The 18,237-nt window shown below is 70.7% G+C and carries 19 protein-coding genes and 1 tRNA gene; 4 read left to right on the forward strand and 16 right to left on the reverse strand.

The window, feature by feature from the left end; genetic code table 11:
• A partial coding sequence (locus CLV72_RS31925) for an Hsp70 family protein (RefSeq protein ID WP_146159520.1) occupies window positions 1-95 on the reverse strand: 95 nt, incomplete at its 3' end.
• Between the two features lie 245 nt (window positions 96-340).
• Here CLV72_RS31925 and CLV72_RS29350 point away from each other — a divergent pair.
• Window positions 341-2,500: a (Fe-S)-binding protein gene (locus CLV72_RS29350; protein WP_106253083.1), complete on the forward strand. Its 2,160-nt coding sequence runs from the start codon at window positions 341-343 to the stop codon at window positions 2,498-2,500.
• 483 nt (window positions 2,501-2,983) lie between these two features.
• Entirely contained in the window at window positions 2,984-3,859 is an 876-nt protein-coding gene (locus CLV72_RS29355) for a hypothetical protein (protein ID WP_146159615.1), read from the forward strand.
• Between the two features lie 132 nt (window positions 3,860-3,991).
• On the opposite strand, the gene CLV72_RS29360 is transcribed toward CLV72_RS29355, so the two are convergent.
• The 4 genes from CLV72_RS29360 to CLV72_RS29375 all read right to left on the reverse strand — a co-directional run bounded on the left by CLV72_RS29360 (window position 3,992) and on the right by CLV72_RS29375 (window position 8,525).
• The gene (locus CLV72_RS29360; protein WP_106253089.1) at window positions 3,992-4,573 is read right to left on the reverse strand and encodes a DUF6069 family protein; all 582 of its coding nucleotides are present in this window, start codon (window positions 4,571-4,573) and stop codon (window positions 3,992-3,994) included.
• 218 nt (window positions 4,574-4,791) lie between these two features.
• Window positions 4,792-5,721, reverse strand: a complete 930-nt coding sequence (locus CLV72_RS29365) for a glycine betaine ABC transporter substrate-binding protein (protein ID WP_106253092.1) — start codon at window positions 5,719-5,721, stop codon at window positions 4,792-4,794.
• A gap of 66 nt (window positions 5,722-5,787) precedes the next feature.
• A complete protein-coding gene (locus CLV72_RS29370; protein ID WP_106253094.1) occupies window positions 5,788-7,080 on the reverse strand; it encodes an ABC transporter permease in 1,293 nt (430 codons plus the stop codon).
• Window positions 7,077-8,525, reverse strand: coding sequence for a quaternary amine ABC transporter ATP-binding protein (locus CLV72_RS29375; protein WP_425428138.1), 1,449 nt, complete (start codon window positions 8,523-8,525; stop codon window positions 7,077-7,079). Before CLV72_RS29375 ends, CLV72_RS29370 begins: the two co-directional genes overlap by 4 nt.
• A gap of 489 nt (window positions 8,526-9,014) precedes the next feature.
• Here CLV72_RS29375 and CLV72_RS29380 point away from each other — a divergent pair, with 489 nt between their 5' ends.
• On the forward strand, window positions 9,015-9,608 hold the full coding sequence (locus CLV72_RS29380; RefSeq protein ID WP_106253097.1) for a rhomboid family intramembrane serine protease: 594 nt from the start codon (window positions 9,015-9,017) through the stop codon (window positions 9,606-9,608).
• Window positions 9,609-9,732: 124 nt separating this feature from the next.
• Here CLV72_RS29380 and dcd read toward each other — a convergent pair whose 3' ends face one another.
• A complete protein-coding gene (gene dcd, locus CLV72_RS29385) occupies window positions 9,733-10,329 on the reverse strand; it encodes a dCTP deaminase (RefSeq protein WP_106253099.1) in 597 nt (198 codons plus the stop codon).
• A gap of 65 nt (window positions 10,330-10,394) precedes the next feature.
• Here dcd and CLV72_RS29390 point away from each other — a divergent pair.
• Window positions 10,395-10,465, forward strand: a tRNA-Gly gene (locus tag CLV72_RS29390).
• A gap of 100 nt (window positions 10,466-10,565) precedes the next feature.
• On the opposite strand, the gene CLV72_RS29395 is transcribed toward CLV72_RS29390, so the two are convergent.
• The 10 genes from CLV72_RS29395 to CLV72_RS29435 form a co-directional block, all read right to left on the reverse strand.
• Window positions 10,566-11,699: a tyrosine-type recombinase/integrase gene (locus CLV72_RS29395; protein WP_106253102.1), complete on the reverse strand. Its 1,134-nt coding sequence runs from the start codon at window positions 11,697-11,699 to the stop codon at window positions 10,566-10,568.
• Window positions 11,699-11,929: an excisionase family DNA-binding protein gene (locus CLV72_RS29400; RefSeq protein WP_106253103.1), complete on the reverse strand. Its 231-nt coding sequence runs from the start codon at window positions 11,927-11,929 to the stop codon at window positions 11,699-11,701. The genes CLV72_RS29395 and CLV72_RS29400 overlap by 1 nt, the downstream gene beginning before the upstream one ends.
• The gene (locus tag CLV72_RS29405; RefSeq protein WP_106253106.1) at window positions 11,926-13,608 is read right to left on the reverse strand and encodes a replication initiator; all 1,683 of its coding nucleotides are present in this window, start codon (window positions 13,606-13,608) and stop codon (window positions 11,926-11,928) included. The genes CLV72_RS29400 and CLV72_RS29405 overlap by 4 nt, the downstream gene beginning before the upstream one ends.
• Entirely contained in the window at window positions 13,605-13,832 is a 228-nt protein-coding gene (locus tag CLV72_RS31930; protein ID WP_146159616.1) for a hypothetical protein, read from the reverse strand. The genes CLV72_RS29405 and CLV72_RS31930 overlap by 4 nt, the downstream gene beginning before the upstream one ends.
• Before the next feature lie 77 nt (window positions 13,833-13,909).
• Window positions 13,910-15,394: an FtsK/SpoIIIE domain-containing protein gene (locus CLV72_RS29410; RefSeq protein ID WP_146159617.1), complete on the reverse strand. Its 1,485-nt coding sequence runs from the start codon at window positions 15,392-15,394 to the stop codon at window positions 13,910-13,912.
• Between the two features lie 101 nt (window positions 15,395-15,495).
• Window positions 15,496-15,903, reverse strand: coding sequence for a plasmid replication, integration and excision activator (locus CLV72_RS29415; RefSeq protein WP_106253210.1), 408 nt, complete (start codon window positions 15,901-15,903; stop codon window positions 15,496-15,498).
• A 108-nt stretch (window positions 15,904-16,011) separates the two neighbouring features.
• A complete protein-coding gene (locus CLV72_RS29420) occupies window positions 16,012-16,746 on the reverse strand; it encodes a GntR family transcriptional regulator (protein WP_106253108.1) in 735 nt (244 codons plus the stop codon).
• An 81-nt stretch (window positions 16,747-16,827) separates the two neighbouring features.
• Window positions 16,828-17,220 carry an ATP-binding protein gene (locus CLV72_RS29425; protein WP_106253111.1) on the reverse strand — a complete coding sequence of 131 codons (393 nt, stop codon included), beginning with the start codon at window positions 17,218-17,220 and terminating at the stop codon, window positions 16,828-16,830.
• On the reverse strand, window positions 17,217-17,585 hold the full coding sequence (locus tag CLV72_RS34030) for a helix-turn-helix domain-containing protein (protein ID WP_106253213.1): 369 nt from the start codon (window positions 17,583-17,585) through the stop codon (window positions 17,217-17,219). Before CLV72_RS34030 ends, CLV72_RS29425 begins: the two co-directional genes overlap by 4 nt.
• Before the next feature lie 315 nt (window positions 17,586-17,900).
• Window positions 17,901-18,224, reverse strand: coding sequence for a hypothetical protein (locus CLV72_RS29435; RefSeq protein WP_106253113.1), 324 nt, complete (start codon window positions 18,222-18,224; stop codon window positions 17,901-17,903).
• Window positions 18,225-18,237: the final 13 nt, after the last annotated feature.

The following is an 18,237-nucleotide window of genomic DNA, read 5'->3' on the forward strand; positions in this document are numbered from 1 at the left end:
CCCTCCGCATTAGCGATCACCGTGGGCTCCCCACCCTCCAGCACCGCCACCACCGAATTCGTCGTACCAAGATCAATACCAACCGCACGCGCCACGGGGCACTCCTTCGAAAAGTTGAGTCAGACGCACTCATGGTGCGTCAGCCGGGGAAAGCCTGTCAAATCAGTTGAGTCAGCGCGACTCAAGCTTGCTGCCGATGTGTCCAACGGACCGCCCCGCTAGCTTGTTCCCGTCCGGCCGGATCAGGCACGCCGCTCAGTCCGGATTCACCTACCAGCTAGTAACATGACGGTGGTCCGGCGCACCCGCACCGGACGCCCCGTGCGACAGGAGGCGCGGCATGGACGCTCTGCGGCTCGTCTTGGGTGTCGTGACCACCGCCGTGACGGTGGTCGCGATCGTCCTGATGGCGCTCGCCGTCATCCGGATGGTGCGCGTCATCCGGCTCGGCCAGCCCGCCCCTGGACGCACCGGGCCGCTGTGGCCCCGGCTGCGCACCACCCTGGTGGAGACCCTCGGGCACACCCGGATGCTGAAGTGGCAGTGGGTGGGTGTCGCGCACTGGTTCGTCATGGTCGGCTTCGTCTCGCTCGTCTTCACCCTGGTCGAGGCGCACGGCGAGGTCTGGGACCCCCACTTCGAACTGCCCTGGCTGGGCAGTTGGACGCCCTACGGCCTGCTCACCGAGATCATCGCCACCGTCGGCCTGGTCAGCATCGTCGGCCTGTCGGTCTACCGCCAGATCGCCAAGCCGTCCCGGCGCGGCCGCGCCTCGCGCTTCGAGAACTCCACCATGTGGCAGGCGTACTACGTCGAGGCGACGATCACCACCATCTTCATCACCGTGCTGGCCATCCGCGGCCTGCGGGTCGCCACCGGCCACTTCGGCTACCCGGTGTGGGCCACCCCCGTCTCGCACGCGCTCGGCGCGGTGCTGCCGCCCAGCGAACTCGCGATCACGCTCATCGCCGCGCTCAAGATCCTGGTCTCGTGGGTCTTCTTCATCGTGATCGCCCGGCAGCTGACCATGGGCGTCGCCTGGCACCGCTTCACCGCCTTCTTCAACATCTACTTCAAGCGCGAGGACGACGGCGGCCAGGCGCTCGGCCCGGCCCAGCCGATGATGAGCAAGGGCGAGCCGCTGGACTTCGAGGAGGCCGACCCCGACGAGGACGTCTTCGGCGCCGGCAGGATCGAGGACTTCAGCTGGAAGGGGATGCTCGACTTCACCACCTGCACCGAGTGCGGCCGGTGCCAGTCGCAGTGCCCCGCCTGGAACACCGGCAAGCCGCTGTCGCCCAAGAAGGTCATCCTGGACCTGCGCGACCACCTCTACGCCAAGGCCCCCTACCTGACGGCCACCGAGGAGCAGCGCGCCGAGCTGCCCAGCGCGCTGGTGCTGGAGGCCGAGCGCCCCCTGGTCGGCGCCGACAACGGCGTCATCCACCCCGACGAGCTGTGGGCCTGCACGAACTGCGGCGCCTGCGTCGAGCAGTGCCCCGTCGACATCGAGCACATCGACCACATCCTGGACATGCGCCGCTTCCAGGTGATGATCGAGTCCGACTTCCCGTCCGAGGCCGGCACGATGCTGAAGAACCTGGAGAACAAGGGCAACCCCTGGGGCCTGGCCGAGGACCGCCGGCTGGACTGGATCCAGGAGCTGGCCGAGCGCGAGACCGACCCGATCGAGGTCCCCGTGGTCGACGGCCGCCTCGACGACGACGTGGAGTACCTGTTCTGGGTGGGCTGCGCCGGGGCGCTGGAGGACCGCGCCAAGAAGACCACCAAGGCCATCGCCGAGCTGCTGCACCTGGCCGGGGTGAAGTTCGCGGTGCTGGGCCCGATGGAGGCGTGCAGCGGCGACCCCGCCCGCCGGCTCGGCATGGAGTTCGTCTTCCAGATGCTCGCGCAGCAGAACGTCGAGACGCTGAACGAGGCGGGCGCCACCAAGATCGTCGCGAGCTGCCCGCACTGCTTCAACACCCTGTCCCGGGAGTACCCGCAGCTCGGCGGGGAGTACGACGTCATCCACCACAGCCAGCTGCTGGCCCGGCTGGTGGAGGAGGGGCGGCTCACCCCGGTCACCCCGATCGAGGAGAACATCACCTACCACGACCCCTGCTTCCTGGGCCGCCACAACAAGGTCTACACCCCGCCGCGCGACATCATGGCGCAGGTCCCGGGCGTGCGCACCCAGGAGATGCACCGCTGCAAGGAGCGCGGCTTCTGCTGCGGCGCGGGCGGCGCGCGGATGTGGATGGAGGAGCGCATCGGCAAGCGCATCAACACCGAGCGGGTCGACGAGGCGCTGGGCACCGACCCCGACACCATCTCCACCGCCTGCCCCTTCTGCCAGGTGATGCTGGGCGACGCGGTCAACGCGAAGAAGTCCGAGGGGGCGGCCAAGGAGTCGCTGGAGGTGGTCGACGTGGCGCAGCTGCTGGTGCGCTCGGTGCGCGGCGAGCCCGTCCCGGCCGCGGGCGCGACGGAGGACTAGCACGGGCGCCGGGTCGGTGCGGCCCGGCTGACCGAATCCGGCAATTGCCGTGGCCGCATCCGGCAAAAGCGTCCGCACCGGGAACCGGAAAATGCTCTCCAGACAGATGCCCGGCGGTTTACACCGCCGGGCATTTTCTTGCTCACATAACGTTTCGCGCAGGTCAGCGTAGGTACCCCATCACTCTGCGTTCACTTTGCCGGTCAAAAACGCCGCCATTTATAACTGCTTCGTAACGAGCAGGGTCGGTGTCATCCACTGATGTCGGAGATCGATATATTCGTCCCGGTGGCCTCCGGTGGCGCCCCCTGGTGCGCATGCGGCCCGGCGCTTCGGCCCTGACCCCGTCGGTTCCTGATGGATCTCGCTGCGCCTGCCGCCGTCCACACCGCCGGCCCGCGAGACGGGCAGCGCCCCCACCCCCTGTGTTTCCCGCCCCTGTGTTTCCCGCCGACTCGAGCAATCGCTGAGGAGTACTCGATCGTGAGAATGAAGCGCCTGATCGCGCTGCCCGCGGCCATGACCATCGCCGGAACCGGCTTCGCCCTCATGGCCCCGGCCGCCGCCGCCGACGAGATCCAGACCTACTCCGAGAGCGTGCCGGTCACCTGCACCCTCGACGGCGAGGCATGGGACGAGGCCGGCGACCTCAACGTCGTGCTCGGCGTGCCGGAGTCCGCCGAGACCGGCACCGACCTGGAGGTCTACATCCAGGAGCTGGAGAGCACCTTCGGGGTCTGGCCGGACCAGCCGATCGCGGCCGGCGACGCCTCCGTCACGGTCGATCTGGTGGTCGGCGGCGCGGCCGCCACCCAGGACAGCCTCACCCTCACCGGCACCAACCCCGAGGAGACCGCCCCCGGCGGCACCCTGGAGTGGGGCGACATCACCGGCAGCATGCCGCTGACCCGCCCCGGCGACCTCACCTTCGGCATCGGCTCCGTCACGGTCGACGTGCAGCAGGACCGAGGCCCGAGCGTGACCGTCTGCACCCCCGACTCCAGCCCGGCGATCGCCACCGTCACCGTCACCGGTGACGACCAGGAGCCGACCCCGGACCCCTCGGACCCCGGCGAGGAGCCCAGCCCGGACCCCTCCGAGCCCGGCGAGGAGCCGACCCCCGAGCCCAGCGAGTCCGAGGACCCGAGCGCCACGCCGTCCGCGAGCCCGTCCGCGCCGGCCATGCCCGACGAGACCGACGACGACGAGGCCGGTGACGGCGAAGGCGCCCTGCCGGTGACCGGTGCGCAGCTGAGCGGCCTGGTCGCCGCGGGTGCGATCGCGATCGGCGGCGGTGTGGCCGCGATGGTGGTGGCGCGCAAGCGCCGCGCCTCGGCCGTCACCGACGACCAGGTCTGACCGCTCCGGCCGGCGCCGCGGGCGCCGGCCCGATGACACGGTCCGGCCGCCGGTCCCCCAGGGGGCCGGCGGCCGGACCACAGCACGGCACCGGCCGCGGCGGGCGAGCGCCCGCCGCGGCCGGTTCGCGTCTCAGCCGGGCCCGTCCTCCCACACCCGGGTGGGCGGGAGCTCGGCGGTCGGCGGGACGGGCGCCTCGGCCCGGGGCGGGTTGCGCCGGTGCCGCTGAGTGGCGGGGAAGCCGTCCAGCGGGGCGAGCCCGCGCCCGGCGCTGCGCGCCGCCCCCGACAGCAGCGACACGATGACCGCCCCGGTGAACAGGTTGATCAGCGCGAGCGCGATCTGCTCGCGCAGCGGCACCCCGTAGGTGAACGGCGCCACCGCGGCCAGCGCGGTCATCAGCCCGCCGATCCAGCCGAAGAAGGACAGCGGCCGCGGCGCCGCGACCAGCAGCACGTTCGCCAGCGCCGTGGCGACCAGGGCGGCGAAGGCGGCGGTCAGCGCGTACTTGCCCACGCCGAGGTCGCCGCCGATCCCGGCGCCGGGCGCGGCCTGGCCGAGCACGGGCACCCGCAGCACGCTGCGGAAGACGAGTACGCCGATCAGCGCGACGAGCGCGGCGACGACGGCGGTGGCGACACCGCCGACCCACAGCCTGGCACTGTCGGGCCCGGGACGCTCGCGCGGGCCGGAACCCCCCGAATAGGCCGCCATGGCGATTTCCCCCATTCCCGCTTTGACGACGAGTGACCGATACCCGACGGAGAGTAGCGAAAACGGCGTGTCGTCCCCGTCGGCACGGGAGGCACGGGGAGGTGGTGGCGTGTGCCGGGCGGTGCGGAACCGTGCGTCGGTCCGTGCCCGGACCGCCGCCCCGGACACGCGGTGGGCCGTGCTCCGCGGAGCACGGCCCACCGGGGAATCGCCGGCCGTCAGGCGGCGGGGACGCCCACCCGCTCCAGGAAGTCGGGGTTCTCCGCCAGCCAGGCGCGCGCGCCCGCCTCAGGGTCGTCCTCGTGCTCCTGCAGCACCAGCGTCTCCAGCGACTGCAGCTCCTCGTCGTTCAGGGTGAAGTTCTGCAGCCAGCCGTTGAGCTCGGGGTAGTCCGCGGCGAAGCCCTGGCGGCCCACCATGTGGATCTCCTCGCCCGCGCCCATCGCGCCCTCGGGGTCCTCCAGGTCGCGCAGGTCGTAGTTGGCGTAGGCGATGTGCGGCCGCCACAGGCCGACGACGATCGGCTCCTCGGCCGCGATCGCGCTGTCCAGCTCGGCCAGCATGGCGGAGGTGGAGGACTCCACGAACTCGTAGTCGTCCAGCCCGTAGGTGGGGATGGCCTCCTCGCGGATGGTGCGGTTGAGGCCCGAGCCGGACTCGATGCCCACGATCCGGCCGCCGAACATGTCGGCGTTGTCGGCCAGGTCCTCGATCGACTCCACGCCCTCGACATAGGACGGGACCGTCATGGTCAGCACGGCGTTGTCGTACCAGACGCCGATGTCCTCCAGCTGCTCGCCGTACTGCTCCCAGTAGTCGGCGTGGGTGTCGGGCAGCCAGGTGTCGAGGAACAGGTCGATGTCGCCGCCGGCCAGGCCCTGGTACAGCGGCGCCACGTCGGGGTTGGTCAGCTCGACCGTGTAGCCCTGGTCCGCCAGCACCGCGGCCCACAGGTGGGTGACGGCGATGTCCTCCTCCCACGGGATCCAGCCGATCGTGATCTCCTGCCCCTCGGCCGCGCCGCTCGCGCCGCCCTCCTCGGGGCCGGTGGCCACGCCTCCGCCTCCGCCGCAGGCCGCCAGCAGGGCCAGGGACATCAGGCCCGCGGCCGCCCCGGCTCCGCGGAGCCGCCGGTTGTTCGTTCCCATCGGAATACCCATCTCCCCTACTCGCTTCCGTGTGTCGTGCGGTCCTGCCGGGTCACGCCGTGCGCCTCACGCCTCCGCTCCCTGCCGTGCGGCGGTCGTCGCCGACCGCCGGCTCACGGCGGCGGTCAGCCGGTCCAGGAAGATCGCGAGGATGACCACCGCGACGCCGCCCTCGAAGCCCTGCGGCAGCTGCAGCCGGGTGACGCCCTCGTACACGTCGCTGCCGAGGCCGCCCGCGCCGACCATGCCGGCGATGACCACCATCGAGAGGCTGAGCATGATGACCTGGTTCACCCCGGCCATCACGGTGGACAGCGCCAGCGGGAACTGGATCCGGGCCAGGATCTGCCCCGGCGGCGCGCCGAAGGCCTCGCCGGCCTCCACCAGCTCGGGGTCGACCTGGCGGATGCCCAGTTCAGTGAGGCGCACGCCGGGCGGCATCGCGAAGATGATGGTGGCGATGACGCCGGGGACGGCGCCGATGCTGAAGAACGACACCGCCGGGATCAGGTAGACGAAGGCCGGCATGGTCTGCATCAGGTCCAGCACCGGCCGGACCACCCGGCTCACGCCGTCGTTGTAGGCGGCGGCGATGCCGATCGGCACCGCGATGACCACCGCGATCGTGCTGGCCACCAGGACCAGGGCCAGCGAGTCCATCGCGCCGGCCCACATGTTCATCGCGATGATCAGCAGGAAGCCGAGCACGGTGAACAGGGCCAGCCGCCAGCCGGCCACCCGCCAGGCGAGCACGGCGAACAGCGCCGTCACCAGCAGCGGGACGGGCACGCCGACCAGCCAGACCAGCCCGTAGGCGAGCAGCACCGCGGCGACCGCGCAGGCGGCGACCACGCGCGGGCGCCGCCCGCCGCCGGGCAGCGCGGCCAGCACGGCGAAGGCGGCCAGCGCGAGCAGCGCGATGATCAGCGGCGGGAACACGAAGTCGACCTGGAAGAGCGCCATCGCCCACAGGAAGAAGAAGGACGGGATGCCGCCCGTGCTGATCAGCGTGTTCAGCACGCCCGTCAGGGCTTCGAGCACGAACAGGGCGACGACGGCCGCGGCCGTGATGAGCGCCGCGCGGCGGCGCGTCCTGAGCATTGCGGCCGCGATGACGGCCGCGCCGCCGACGGCGAGCGCGGTGGCCGGCGGCTGGTGGAACAGCGCCGCCAGCAGGTCCACGACCCACGCGATGAAGCCGCCGACCAGGTCGAAGAAGGCGCCGCCGCGCTCGCGCAGCGCGTCGATGCCCTGCTCGAACCAGGTGCCGATCGGGATGCGCGGCGGCGTCTCGGAGCGGCCGAGCACCCAGGCCAGCGCGTTGGCGAACCAGTCGCCGATCGCGGTGAAGGCGTTCATCGGGCCGCCCCCTGGCCGCCGTGGCGCTCCTCGCCGGCGGCGTCCGGCGGGGCCGGGCCGGTGTCGGGCGGCGGGTCGGCGGGGTCCTCGGCCGGGGTTTCGGCGGGATCGGCTCCGGCGGCGGGCCGGTCGGACGCGTCGGCGTCCTCGGCCGGCTCCGCCGTGTCGGCCGGCTCGGCGGTGTCGGGCTCGGTGCGGGAGGTGTCGGCCGGCTCGGCCGCGGCGGCGTCGTGTCCGGCGTCCGCCGTCTCGGCGCCGTTGCCATTGCCGTTGCCCGCCAGTGCGGCCAGCAGGGTGACGCGCGGGATCACGCCGCGCAGCCGCCCGGCGTCGTCGACGACGGCCAGCGGCACCGAGGACTCGGCGGCCGGGGCGAACAGGTCGGCGACGGAGGTGTCCGGCGAGACGCGCTGCACGTCGGTGTCGACCAGGCCGTCGAGTGACTTCTGGCCGGTGCGCACGGCGGGGCCGATGGTCTTCTCGTGCACGACGCCGACCAGCCGCCGGTCGCGGCGGAGCACGAAGGCGACCGAGGTCTGGTTCTCGCGCAGGGTGCGCAGCGCGGCGCGCGGGCCGGCCTCGGCGCCGACCACCGGGATGGGCGCGGCCATCACCGAACTGGCGGTGAGCACCCGGGTGCGGTCGACGTCCTCGACGAACTGGGCGACGTAGTCGTTGGCCGGGTCGTTGAGGATCTCCTCGGCGGTGCCGATCTGCACGGCGCGCCCGTCGCGGAGCACGCCGACGCGGTCGCCCAGCCGCATCGCCTCGTTGAGGTCGTGGGTGATGAACACGATCGTCTTGCCCAGCTCGCTCTGGAGTTCGAGCAGCTGGGTCTGCATATCGCGGCGGATCAGCGGGTCGAGCGCGCTGAAGGCCTCGTCCATCAGCACGATCGGGGTGTCGGCGGCCAGCGCGCGGGCCAATCCGACGCGCTGGCGCATCCCGCCGGACAGCTGCTCGGGCAGGTTGCGCTCCCAGCCCTTCAGGCCGACCAGCTCCAGCGCCTGGGCGGCGCGGTGCTGCCGCTCGTCCACCGGAACGCCGCGCACCTCCAGCCCGTAGGCGGTGTTCTCCAGCACGTTGCGGTGCGGGAAGAGCGCAAAGTGCTGGAAGACCATGCTGACCTTCTGGCTGCGCATCTGCCGGAGCTGGGCGGGTTTGAGGCGGGTGATGTCGGTGCCGTCGACCTCGACCGTGCCGGAGGTGGGCACCAGCAGGCCGTTGAGCATCCGGATCAGCGTCGACTTGCCGGAGCCCGACAGGCCCATCACGACGAAGATCTCGCCCGGCTCGACGTCGAAGGACACGTCGATGACGGCGGCGGTGGCCCCGTAGGCGCGCACCTCCTCGCGGGTGGCGCCGGCTTCGAGGTCCTTGACCGCGCGCTCCGCCCGCTTGCCGAACACCTTGTACACCTTGGCGGCGCGAACTGCTGCTGGCACGATCTCCTCTTCGGTCGTCGGTTCAGAGCCCGGTGGCGTACCGGTGCGCCGGGCACGGCGCGACCGCCGCGGCCACGAGAGCGTCACGGGTGTACCGGCGAAAGACGACCGGGGTCTACCCCCACGGGCCGTCGCAAACCTGGCCTACCTGGGGTGACGCACCCGTTACCGGGCGAGCGTCCGATCGTCGTGATCACCGTCTGTGCGTCCGGCGGGTCACCCTACCGACGGACTCTGGGAGTTTCGTATCGGTTGATAACGCCGCGATAACGGACCGAAGGTACGGAAACCAGCAAATGCGGGCATTTCCAGTGGTCGGCGGTACGGTTGACCTTGCGACTTGTGATTCCAGCCACAACAGCCCCGCCGCGGCCGTTCCGTGACGATGTGTAGGCCGGGTCACTCGACATCGTGACCTGATCGAGATCGCCGCTGGCCGGTACCGGCAGCGGCCGTGCGCGGCCCGGCGGGCCCGCATAGAGTGGCAGCGTGAAGGGCTCAAGACTCTCGGCGGTGTACGCCGTACTCGCGATCACGGCCGTGGTGTGGCTGCTCGAGATCGTCGACTTTCTCGGCGGCGGCTGGCTCGACGGCTACGGCATCGTGCCGCGCCACCTCGGCTCGCTGTCGCACATCTTCAGCGCGCCCTTCCTGCACTTCGGCTTCGACCACCTGATCAGCAACACGCTGCCGCTGGTCGTCCTCGGCCTACTGGTCGCCATGAGCGGCCTCGGCCGCTTCCTGGGTGCCACCGCGATCATCATCCTCACCGGCGGCCTGGGGGTGTGGCTCTTCTCCGGCGACCACACGCTGGTCGCGGGCTCCAGCATCCTCGTCTTCGGCTACTTCGGCTTCCTGGTCGTCCGCGGCTTCGTGGAGCGGCGCACCCTCGACATCGTCGCGATGATCTGCGTCGTCATCTTCTACGGCACCCTCATCCTCGGCGTCCTCCCCGTCGACCCCCGCATCTCCTGGATCGGCCACCTCTTCGGCCTCATCGGCGGCGTCATCGCCGCCCTCAAACTCCCCCGCCGCACCGAGCGCCCCACCCCCGCACCGGACCCGTACAACCCGTCCTGGTGACGACGGCCGGAGCACTCAGCGCTCCGTGGGCGCCTTGAGCGCATGTCGGGTGGGAGAGCGGAGACGCGCGGAGGGAGACGCACGGTCAGCGCCCTGACTGCACAGCAGGCGGCAGACGGTGGGGTCAGTGCTCCGAGGGCGTCTCGGGAATGACCGTGCGGTGGAACTTCAGGTGCGCCCGCGAGGGCGTGGGCCCGCGCTGGTGCTGGTAGCGCGAGCCGTAGACGGCCGAGCCGTACGGGAACTCCGCCGGAGAACTGCATCGGAACAGGCACAGCTGCCCGATCTTCATCCCCGGCCAGAGCTTCATCGGCAGCGTCGCCACGTTCGACAGCTCCAAGGTGACATGCCCCGAGAAGCCAGGATCGATGAACCCGGCCGTGGAGTGCGTGACCAGCCCCAGCCGCCCCAGCGAACTCTTCCCCTCCAGCCGCGAGGCCAGATCGTCCGGCAGCGTCAGCACCTCGTAGGTGGACGCCAGCACGAACTCCCCCGGATGCAGGATGAAGGGCTCATCCCCCTTCGGCTCCACCATCCGAGTCAGATCCGGCTGCTCCTCCGCCGGATCGATGTGCGGGTACCGGTGGTTCTCGAACACCCGAAAGTACCGGTCGAGCCGCACGTCGATACTCGACGGCTGCACCATCGCGGGGTCGAACGGATCGATCACCACCCGCCCGGCGGCGATCTGATCCTTGATGTCACGGTCGGAGAGCAGCACACCAAGAAACTTACCGGCTGCCCACCAGAATCCGGTAAGCTGCACGCAGGCCCCATGGGGCCCACGCGGATGTAGTTCAATGGTAGAACTTCAGCTTCCCAAGCTGATAACGCGGGTTCGATTCCCGTCATCCGCTCTCACGACGAAGGCCCAGGTCAGATGGTGTGAACCGGCGACCTGGGCCTTGTCATTTTGGGGCGGAGGCGGGGCGGCGTGCCCCACACGTGCCCCACGGTCTACGTCGGCTCCTCCTCGGCGCCGACCGCGTCGAGCAGTTCCCGGGCGGCCCGCTCGCCGAGCGCGTCCGCCAGCTGCCGGGCACGGGAGTCACGGGCGTGCAGGTAGCCGAGCGCGGCCCGGGTGGAGGAGTGCCCCATCCGGTTCATCAGCTCCCGCAGACTCGCCCCGGCTTCGGCCGCGTAGGTGTTTCCGGTATGCCGCAGGTCGTGGAAGTGCACCCCGTCCCGGCCGATCGCTTCCAGCGCCTTGGACCAGTAGGCGGAGAAGTTCGACCGGCGCAGCGGCTTGCCCTTGACCCCGACGAACACGAACCCGTCCCGGCCCGATTGGGCGTACCGGTCCAGGTGCTCTTCCAGGGCCGGAATGATCAGCGCGGGCAGCTGCACGGTGCGGTATCCGGCGTCGGACTTGGGCGTGCCCGGCACCAGCGTCGCCAGGTCGTACATGGTCTCGCTGACCGTCACGGTGCGGGCCTTGAGATCCAGGTTGCGCCGCCGCAAGCCGGTCAGCTCGCCCCACCGCAGTGACCCGAAGGTCGCCAGCAGCACCAGCGCCCGGTACCGGGGCGCGATCGCGTCGGCGAGCTTGAACACCTCCGGCACCGACAGCACCGGCCGTTCAGGACTCTTCTCCTGATCGGCGCCCTCGATCCGGCACGGGTTCTTGCGGATCAGCTCATCCCGCACCGCCGTGTTCAGGATCGCCCGCAGCAGCCGGTACGCCTTAGCCACCGTCACCCGGCCGACCTTGCCTTTCAGCCGGGCCGTGCGCCACTTGCGGACATCGCCTTCGCGGATGTCGCTGATCGCCGATTCCGCGAAGGTGGGCAGCAGGTGCAACCGCAGCAGCCCTTCGTACAACTGCTCGGTCTTCGGACTCACGTCGCGCCCCTGCATCCACTCGGCCGCGTACGCGCCGAACAGGACACCGCCCGCCTCAGGGCTGATCCACTCGCCCCGAGCGATCTCGGCTTCTTTCAGGCTCAGCCACCGCTTGGCGTCGGTCTTGGTCCGGAAGGTGACCGGAGCCGAGCGGCGAACGCCGTCCGGTCCTCGATAGCGCGCCTGCCAGCGGCCCGACGCGAGTTGCCGAATGGTCCCGAAGTCGCGTTCCTTGTGCGCACTCGACATCACGCGGCCCGCCGTCCGACACGGATCCCGATCGGCTCGACCACTCCCCCGGCGATCAGCTCCCGGATCGCCGATTCGGGGATGCGCACGTGCCGCCCGATCTTGACGAAGGTGATGCGCCGCTCCTCGATCAGCCGGCGCGGGTAGCGCGGGGAGGTGTTGAGCCGTTCGGCCGCCTGCGCCACGGTCAGCAGCCGCTCATCCGGACCGATCACCCGCTTGCCGTTCATGCCGCCTTCCCGGTTGCCGAAAGATCAACTCGCTGCTGTCGGGCCTGCTGGAGTTGCCGCCTGCGTTTGAGGTGCTGGCCGAGCGAGGCCAGCAGCCGGTGTTCGCGCGGCTTGACGTCGGGGTCGGTCGGTCGCGCCAGCTCCCAGGCGTAGCCCGACGAGCGGACCGGCCCCGGCGGTGCCGACGAGCCGCCCGGGCCGGGGTGGTCGGGGTCGATGCCGAGGAGGTCCAGGACATAGGCCAGGCGATCCGCCTTGTGGTCGGCCAGCGTCTTGCCCGACCACTTGCGGGAGACCAGGACGCGCCGCCCGGCGTAGCCGAGGTGCTCGCGCCGGTGGGCCTTGGAGCGGCAGAACCCGGGGCGCATCCCCGGCTTGGCGTCCTTGGGCGCGATGCCGTAGCGCAGCCAGTTGGCGCACCGCTCCGAGCAGGGTTCGAACTGCAGCGCTGCCATCAGCCGGTCCACGTGCGCCTTCTGCGCGGGCGTGTCGGCGGCGTGGCATTCGTGCACGTGCTTGGTCAGGTACTTCGCCAGGTACCGCACGCACCGATCCGCGTCCGGCGAGCCCGCGACGACACCTTTGACATCGACCTGTCGGCCGAAGCGCACCACGTGCAGCGGGGCGGCGCCGGGGTCGGCGTCCAACGCGTCCAGGGCCTCATCCCACGAGGGCAGGAGTTCCCCGGTGGCCGGGTCGAGGTAGCGGCCGGCGTCGGCGTCCCATGCGGGGAGGTGCGTCCCGTCGTACCGGACGGCGTCCGTCGGTGGCCACCACACCTGGTGGTAGGTCGCGGCCACGATCTGCTTCACCTCGGCGCGCGGCAGGGTGCCGCGGACGGCGATGTGCAGGTGCGGCGCCAAGCGGCGCTGCGGCTCCACCGACGCGAAGTACTGGACATCGAACCCGGCGACCCGGCGAAGGTTCTGCACGAACCGGTCCACCAGCTTGGCGAAGTGCAGCGTGTCCCGCGCCGCCCGCCGGTAGTCGTAGCCGTCGTGGTCCACCGGGGTGCCATCGGAGCGCACCCGGCCGTAGGAATCGAGGGTGAGCGTGATGAACATCGACGGCCGGAAGGCCTTCCCACTGGCCGGGTCGGTGTAGACGCGGCCGAGAGTCGTCTTGGACATCTGCCGCTTGGGCAGCTCGGCCGCGTCCTGGCGGCGCCGCGTCGACCGCACCCGACGAGCAGACCGCTCCCCGTCCCCAGACGACGGCGGGGGCGCGACGCGGCCCCGCATCCCGGCCGCCGTGATCTCCTCGTCCAAATCGGCGATCACCGCATCGAGCCGCGCCAGCTGCCCGGCGTCGGCCGTCCCCTCAGCGGCGATCCGGTCGCGTTCGGCGGTCACCACGGCCCGCCGCTCGATCCAGTGCTGTTGCAGCTCGGTCGGATCGTCCGGTTCGATCACGGGTTCGGCGTCCAGGTGCCAGCCCTCCCGGCACTGCTGAACCCGCAGCGCGCGCTTGCGCTTGGCGCAGGCCGGACAGCGGCTCTCCAGCGTCGAACCGCACGGCACATCGATCACGGCCGTCTCACCGGTGGCCAGGTCGACCCGCCGCAGCGACACCGGCCGGATGCACACGCCGTGCCGTTCAGCCAGCTGTTCGGCGACCTGCCGGGCGAGCGGCATCGCCATGCGTTCGGCCCGGGTGGTCTTCCCCGTAGGTGTCGTCATGCGGCCACCCCGACCCCGTTGTCGATGCCGGCCGGGCCCCATAGCGTCGCGGTATGACGTATTTTCCGCGAAAACTTCTGCTGTTTACGGCCGGTTTCATGCTGATATACGCGTTCCAACTGCCGTACATCGGCGTGTTCGCTCTGCTCGACTGGCTCCGGGTACTGCGCGGCGGTGACCCTCAATTGTTGAAAAGCCTTTTCGCGAGCTTCGACACCGGCCACTGGATCCAGTCCGCCATTTCCCTGATCATCGGAGTGACCGCCCTCGCCGTGTGGTGGGCGAAGCGTCCACGATCCCCTCACGCCGCATCACCACCGAACAGGTCATCCGCACCGGACTCGGCAGGCAATGACCGCAGCGAGGACCCGCGCCCGTAGTCGGTTTCCATCCGGGTGATGTCAGAGTCGGTGACGAAGGAGGCCCGCACCCGCAGCGGGTAGGGCGAGGTCTCCAAGCGCACGAAGCCCACACCCGCGCCCATGGCCGGGTCGGCACTGATCAAGTGGGCATTGCCGCCCCGCTCCCGCGCCCCCTCGCCAAGGATCATGTCCACCTGGGAGGGCTCATCCAGCCGGAGCGCGATCTTGTCGGGGAACAGGTTGCGCAGGTTCATCACCTCCTTGCGCGGGTCCTGCAATGCCGCCAGCACCGAGAAGCCGACCGCGCGCCCTTGACTCGTGAGGGTGGCCAGCGCGTTTTCAGCACGGCGGCGGACGTCGCGGTCAGGGTGGTAGGCGGTCAGGAACGCCACCTCGTCCACCACCACCGCGACGAACGGGTCATCGGTGGTGGGGGTGTGCTTGCGGACCTTCCCGGCGTAGCGGCCCGCGCGCTCCTGCATCTGCACGACGGCGTCTTCCAGCAGGCCCACGGCGGTTTCTGCGGTGTCGGCGTAGCGGGCGAACAGCCGCCGCCCGAGCGACAGTTCCATCCGCTTGGGATCGACCGCCCACACCTCGGCGACCCCGGCACGGATGGCGGGGAGCATGGCGCGGATCGCCGACCAGATCACCGACCCCTTCCCGGCCCCGGTCACCCCGGCGACCAGGATGTGCGTGCCGTGCAGCCGCATCCGCCACCACGACCCGTCCTCAGCGCGCCCCATCGGCAGCGCCGCCAAGTCCACCGCCTCCGGCACCGGCAGCGCCGGGATCACCCCCGACAGGGAGTCACCGCGCGGGAATTCCACGACCAGGCGGCGCGGCCCGTCGACCACCACCCGGCACGACGGCGCGTCGAAGCCGTGCGCCAGTGCGAGAACGCGCTTCTCCCACGCCTGCGGCGACGTGCCCTTGAGCATCCGCACCGACACCCGGTCGACATGCGGAGTGCACCGCACCCGGCCCAACCTGGGGAGGTACTGCCGGTCCTGGTAGAACTCCGCCAACCCGGCGACCACCATCACCGGCTGCCAGTGCCGCCGGTACACCCAGAAGCGTCGCCACAGCGCCAGCAACCGCCACCCGGCCAGCCGCAGGAACGACGCCCGCCACAGCCACCACCACACCACCAGGACGACCGGCACCAGGCCCGCGCCGACCAGCGACAGCCACCACGGATCGACCACGACCCCCACCGCCACCACGACGGCAAGGAGGCCGGTTGCAACCGGGTGCAGCACCACCGCGCCGACCACCCCGGCGATCAGCCGCCACACCCACACCACGATCACGAACACCGCCGGGGTCTTCACCACCGGACCGGCGAACCGCACCGGCTGCACGACCGACCGCGACACCAGCGGATCGACCGAATCCCCCGGGCGGGAATCCTGCCAGGACATAAGCTTGCAGACCTCTTCTCATCTCAGAGCAGGGAACAGAGGAGAGACACCAGGGGTGGCCCAGTGCGCCAACACCAGGCCACCCCGCCCGCACCGACCCGTCAGGCCGCGTCCTTCACCGGAGCCGCCCGACGAGCACCACCACCGCCGGGAGCCCGCACCCCGCGCGCCCGGAGCGAATACGCCACCCGCGACCGGCTCCCGACCTCCTCCACATACGGAGTGACGGTCATCTGCTCGAACTCCACCGGCCGGAACGGCAGCCCGCCCACCTCATCCGGCAGCGTCGGGCACACCTCGGCGGCGACCTTGACCTTCACCGACTTCGCCTTGCCGCGTGCGTTCGGGTCGGCATCGATCACCTCGACCGCCCACACCGGCAGCCCCGTCGCCTTGTCGATCTGCGGCCGCTTCGTCTCGAAGTCCGTCACCGCCTCCACACCCAGCGCGTACGCCCCGTGCGGGAACACGAACCCGAACTCCACCGGCACCGGACCCTGAATCGCCATATCGACCACCTCACATCATCAGCCGCTCATCCGCTTGATCGGACAAGTAGCTAGATCATATGCGACCACTCGACCGGACGAGTGGTCGAAGTGAGTGACGTGGGTCACTCAGGTGATGGTGTAGCTGTCCTCAAGCTCGTTCAGGTCCCCCGGCAACGTGATGTCGAGGGCGACGATCGGCTGACCGGCCGCGTCATAGACGGTCGCCACGATGCCCAGCACCGGCGACCCTGGCGCCAGACTCAGCGCGTCCGCCTCCTCGGACGTGGCCGCGCGAGCGCACAGCCGCTCGGTCACCCGCACCGGCCGCAGCTGCTTCAAGGCGAACAGGTGAGCCCGCACCGACACCGAAAGCGGCGCCGCCTGCCCCAGGTCGGTGCCGGCCGCCACGTCCAACGGCGCCCACACCGACACCAAGCGCCCCGACGCGCCTTCACCGTCCGCGCTCACCCGCCGCCGCAGCACCGCTGGCGCCCCGTCCGGAATCCCCAGCGCACCCGCCACCCGCGCCGGGACATCGGCCCGCCCGGCGAACGCAATCACGGTGCCCAGCGCCGACTCCGCCGCATCGTAGGCCGCCTCAGCGGTGCGCGCCCGATCAGACGGCTTGGTCGGGTCGCCCTTCACATACGAGCCCCGACCGTGCTCACGGTCGATCCACCCCTGCATCTTCAACATCTGCAAGGCCCGCACCACCGTGCTGCGCCCCGCCCCGAACTCCCGCACCAACTGGGACTCCGAGGGCAGCATGGCCCCGGGCGCGTACGTGCCGTCGGAGATCCGCCGCTGAATCGCCTGCACGATCCGCGCGTACTTGGGAGGCGCGAACTCCATCTCCGACATAACGACCGCCTGACGACTCTAGTACTCATGTGCACAAGCACCCTAACCCGCGCCCGGCCAACCTGTCAGGAGCACCCCGCATCAGGGCACCGGCAGCACCCGCCACCCCTCTTCCACCAGCTCCCCGTGCACCCGGTGGCCGACCTCGGGACGACGAACCGCACCGAACCCGTCCGCCAGCAGCGACACGATCCCCGGCCAGTACTGTTCACCCACCGCCGCAGGCCGGTCAGTCGGCGCTGTGCCGTCATCACGCACATCGATACGCACCCGATCGCCCTCGATCCCGACGAGCAGCCGCACATCGTGACCATCAGTGGTGTTGCGCAAGGCGTTCGCCACCAGCTCCGACGCCACCAGTTCGGCATCCCGCACCCGAGGATGATCCCGCAGCAGACACCCCACCACCCGCCGCGCCAACGGCACCGCCGCCGGAGTCGCCGGGAAGGTCAGCATCAATTCCACCCCGCTCACGCCTCCTCCCATCCATCCCAGCCGCGTTCCAACAGCTCCCGGACCGGGCCGGCCAGAAACCGGCGACGACCGCCAACAGTCCAGGTCGAGGGCAACCGGCCCTCCCGAGCCCACCGGTTCACCGTCTTCACATGCACCTTGAACAAGCCCGCCACCTCACTGGGCAGCAACAGATCAGGCAGTTCACCCGTCGACGTCACCGGCACCCGACGCGGCGGCAAGGCATCCGGGTGAAACCACCACTGGCCGCTCACGTTCACCGCCGCCAGCTCACCTGACGCGGCCAAGGCCACCAACTCACCCGGCTCATACCGAGTCCGCCGAGCCGCTAAGGACACACTGATCAGCACGTCACCCGACGCCATCACAACCCCACTCCACCACCGACGAACAACCGACAAGCCGCGCGACCGAGGCACCATCGGGAGGGGACACCCCGGCCGCGCGGCGGCACTTGGAAGGAGGCCCGGCGCCCGCTCTCCCACAGACACCGGACCCCCAGAAAGAGAGGCGGGTCGACGCCGCAGGGACAGGTACACAACGCCGACCCGCCAGCCGCCCGAGGCGGCACCCTCCGCGTCACCGCACCAGCGGCGCCCCAACCCGCACGCGAAGGGGAAGCCCTCAGCCCGGGCGAAGGGGTGCGTCACACACACCCGCGGCCAAGGGCACGACCACAGCTAGGAACGAGCGGACACCGCAGGCTCAAGCACCCGATCCACCCGCCGAGCGAACTCCCCCACCTCATCCACCGGCACCACCGGATCCAGATCCCCCACATCCCCCGGATCCGCATCAGGAGCCGGCGCCCACCACACGCACCACCACAACCGACCGCCATCCGCAAGATTCGGCCGCAGGGCAACCCGCTCCTCGCACACACCCCGCCACACCCGCAGCGTCAGACCCTCCGCCCGCAGCTCGTGATCGATCCCCCGCAGCCGCAGCGCCTCAGCCAGCTCCACCAGCGCCCCAGCAGCCGACACCGCCCCGGCCACGCTCACGCCGCACACCCCA

Source organism: Allonocardiopsis opalescens (assembly GCF_003002095.1).
Classification (GTDB): Bacteria; Actinomycetota; Actinomycetes; order Streptosporangiales; family Streptosporangiaceae; genus Allonocardiopsis; species Allonocardiopsis opalescens.

Excerpts from the sequence above, each read along its gene's own strand:
- CLV72_RS29350 (WP_106253083.1), top strand. The coding sequence starts at position 341 with ATGGACGCTCTGCGGCTCGTCTTGGGTGTCGTGACCACCGCCGTGACG.
- CLV72_RS29360 (WP_106253089.1), bottom strand. The coding sequence starts at position 4,573 with ATGGCGGCCTATTCGGGGGGTTCCGGCCCGCGCGAGCGTCCCGGGCCC.
- CLV72_RS29365 (WP_106253092.1), bottom strand. The coding sequence starts at position 5,721 with ATGGGAACGAACAACCGGCGGCTCCGCGGAGCCGGGGCGGCCGCGGGC.
- CLV72_RS29370 (WP_106253094.1), bottom strand. The coding sequence starts at position 7,080 with ATGAACGCCTTCACCGCGATCGGCGACTGGTTCGCCAACGCGCTGGCC.
- CLV72_RS29395 (WP_106253102.1), bottom strand. The coding sequence starts at position 11,699 with ATGTCGAGTGCGCACAAGGAACGCGACTTCGGGACCATTCGGCAACTC.
- CLV72_RS29400 (WP_106253103.1), bottom strand. The coding sequence starts at position 11,929 with ATGAACGGCAAGCGGGTGATCGGTCCGGATGAGCGGCTGCTGACCGTG.
- CLV72_RS29405 (WP_106253106.1), bottom strand. The coding sequence starts at position 13,608 with ATGACGACACCTACGGGGAAGACCACCCGGGCCGAACGCATGGCGATG.
- CLV72_RS29410 (WP_146159617.1), bottom strand. The coding sequence starts at position 15,394 with ATGTCCTGGCAGGATTCCCGCCCGGGGGATTCGGTCGATCCGCTGGTG.
- CLV72_RS29415 (WP_106253210.1), bottom strand. The coding sequence starts at position 15,903 with ATGGCGATTCAGGGTCCGGTGCCGGTGGAGTTCGGGTTCGTGTTCCCG.
- CLV72_RS29420 (WP_106253108.1), bottom strand. The coding sequence starts at position 16,746 with ATGTCGGAGATGGAGTTCGCGCCTCCCAAGTACGCGCGGATCGTGCAG.
- CLV72_RS34030 (WP_106253213.1), bottom strand. The coding sequence starts at position 17,585 with ATGGCGTCGGGTGACGTGCTGATCAGTGTGTCCTTAGCGGCTCGGCGG.